Below are 2,500 nucleotides of genomic sequence, written 5' to 3'. Positions count from 1 at the left end.
ATCTAGCCATGAGCAGGTTGAAGGTAAGGTAACACTTACTGGAGGACCGAACCCATAACTGTTGCAATAGTTCGGGATGACTTGTGGCTAGGGGTGAAAGGCCAATCAAACTCGGAAATAGCTGGTTCTCCGCGAAATCTATTTAGGTAGAGCGTCGACCGAATACCCCAGGGGGTAGAGCACTGGATGGGCTAGGGGTCCTCACCGGATTACCAAACCTAACCAAACTCCGAATACCTGGGAGTACTAGTCGGCAGACACACGGCGGGTGCTAACGTCCGTCGTGAAAAGGGAAACAACCCTGACCTACAGCTAAGGTCCCCAAGTTATGGCTAAGTGGGAAAGGATGTGAGGATCCCAAAACAACCAGGATGTTGGCTTAGAAGCAGCCATCATTTAAAGAAAGCGTAACAGCTCACTGGTCTAAATAAGGGTCTTTGCGCCGAAAATGTAACGGGGCTAAAGCCATACACCGAAGCTTAGGGTTTGGTCCGCAAGGGCCAAGCGGTAGCGGAGCGTTCTGTAAGCTGATGAAGCCATACCCGTGAGGGGTGGTGGAGGTATCAGAAGTGCGAATGCTGACATGAGTAACGTAAGGGGAGTGAGAGACTCCCCCGCCGAAAGACCAAGGGTTCCTGCTTAAAGCTAATCTGAGCAGGGTTAGCCGGCCCCTAAGACGAGGCGGAAACGCGTAGTCGATGGGAACCACGTTAATATTCGTGGGCTTGGAGGTAGTGACGGATCGCACAAGTTGTCCAATCTTATCGGATTGAACGGGCAGCGGAGCGGTTCCAGGAAATAGCTCCTCCTTATAAACCGTACCCGAAACCGACACTGGTGGTCAGGTAGAGTATACCAAGGCGCTTGAGAGAACTATGCTGAAGGAACTCGGCAAATTGCACGCGTAACTTCGGAAGAAGCGTGACCCTTTTCTACGCAAGTAGAGGAGGGTGGCACAGACCAGGGGGTAGCGACTGTTTATCAAAAACACAGGGCTCTGCGAAGTCGCAAGACGACGTATAGGGTCTGACGCCTGCCCGGTGCTGGAAGGTTAAGAGGAGGGGTGCAAGCTCTGAATCGAAGCCCCAGTAAACGGCGGCCGTAACTATAACGGTCCTAAGGTAGCGAAATTCCTTGTCGGGTAAGTTCCGACCTGCACGAATGGCGTAACGACTTCCCCGCTGTCTCCAGCATAGACTCAGTGAAATTGAATTCCCCGTGAAGATGCGGGGTTCCTGCGGTTAGACGGAAAGACCCCGTGCACCTTTACTATAGCTTTACATTGGCATTCGTAGTGGCATGTGTAGGATAGGTGGTAGGCTTTGAAACCTGGGCGCCAGCTCAGGTGGAGCCACCCTTGAAATACCACCCTTATTACTATGGATGTCTAACCGCGGCCCGTTATCCGGGTCCGGGACAATGTATGGTGGGTAGTTTGACTGGGGCGGTCGCCTCCTAAAGAGTAACGGAGGCGCGCGATGGTGGGCTCAGAACGGTCGGAAATCGTTCGCTGAGTGCAATGGCATAAGCCTGCCTGACTGCGAGACTGACAAGTCGAGCAGAGACGAAAGTCGGTCATAGTGATCCGGTGGTCCCGCGTGGAAGGGCCATCGCTCAACGGATAAAAGGTACGCCGGGGATAACAGGCTGATGACCCCCAAGAGTCCATATCGACGGGGTTGTTTGGCACCTCGATGTCGACTCATCGCATCCTGGGGCTGGAGCAGGTCCCAAGGGTATGGCTGTTCGCCATTTAAAGCGGTACGTGAGTTGGGTTCAGAACGTCGTGAGACAGTTCGGTCCCTATCTGCCGTGGGTGTAGGAATATTGAAAGGATCTGTCCCTAGTACGAGAGGACCGGGATGGACGGATCTCTGGTGGACCTGTTGTGGCGCCAGCCGCATAGCAGGGTAGCTATATCCGGACGGGATAACCGCTGAAGGCATCTAAGCGGGAAACCCACCTTAAAACGAGTATTCCCTGAGAACCGTGGAAGACGACCACGTTGATAGGCCGGGTGTGGAAGAGCGGCAACGCTTGAAGCTTACCGGTACTAATAGTTCGATCGGCTTGATCGTTCTCATTCCTTATGCTCATTTGACGAAGTCAAATGGTCTGACCAGCGCTCACGCGTCGTATCGGCCTTCGGCCGGACGCTCCGCGAGGGCGCCGGAAAACCGGCGACGCGCAGTCGCGCTTGCGGGCTACGCCCGAAAGCCAACTGTAGATGTCACCTTGGCACGGAAAGACAGGCAAACGGCACAAGCCGATAGCGAGCGGGTATCCCCTGCTCACTATTGACTACTGCCTAATCCCCACCCCAGCTTCTCGATATAACGTGCGTTTTGCCGACCTGGTGGTTATGGCGGAGCGGCTGCACCCGATCCCATTCCGAACTCGGCCGTGAAACGCTCCAGCGCTGATGGTACTTCGTCTCAAGACGCGGGAGAGTAGGTCGCTGCCAGGTCTGCCAAACGCACGTTGAACTCTCGATCCAAAT

2 rRNA genes (1 of these 2 cut by a window edge) are annotated in these 2,500 nt (G+C 54.5%); both read left to right on the top strand.

Features of this window, described 5'->3' with window-relative positions:
* Positions 1-2,078, top strand: a 23S ribosomal RNA gene (locus AC04SG_RS32560); it begins 746 nt to the left of the window's first position.
* 274 nt (positions 2,079-2,352) lie between these two features.
* Positions 2,353-2,467 (top strand): 5S ribosomal RNA (rrf, locus tag AC04SG_RS32555).
* The last annotated feature ends 33 nt before the right edge of the window (positions 2,468-2,500 follow it).

It is taken from the genome of Mesorhizobium sp. CNPSo 4684 (assembly GCF_057784315.1).
Note: the sequence above shows the minus strand (reverse complement) of the source record. Positions and strands in the feature narration are given on the sequence as shown.